General features: G+C 51.0%; 1 pseudogene. It reads right to left on the reverse strand.

Annotated features, from left to right (window positions below):
- Positions 1–433 (reverse strand): annotated as a pseudogene (locus PROVRUST_RS19960) (hypothetical protein); the annotation flags it as partial.

Here is a 433-nt window from a genome sequence, read left to right on the forward strand (position 1 = left end):
GGCGCTTGCCGCACTAGCTGCTGAGTTAGCCGCATTCTGTGCATCTGTTCCGGCTTTCTTTGCATCCGCTATCGCAGTAGTCGCCGCCTTTTGACTCATAACCTGAGTCGTTGACTGCCCTGTACTTTGAACAACATCAGTTTTAGGCAGACGGTCATTAGCGTTGCTATTGGCATTGCTCGCAGCACTTGCCGCTGAATTTGCAGATAATTGAGCGGCGCTTGCCGCACTAGCTGCTGAGTTAGCCGCATTCTGTGCATCTGTTCCGGCTTTCTTTGCATCCGCTATCGCAGTAGTCGCCGCCTTTTGACTCATAACCTGAGTCGTTGACTGCCCTGTACTTTGAACAACATCAGTTTTAGGCAGACGGTCATTAGCGTTGCTATTGGCATTGCTCGCAGCACTTGCCGCTGAATTTGCAGATAATTGAGCG

This window comes from Providencia rustigianii DSM 4541, from assembly GCF_000156395.1.
Taxonomy (GTDB): Bacteria; Pseudomonadota; Gammaproteobacteria; order Enterobacterales; family Enterobacteriaceae; genus Providencia; species Providencia rustigianii.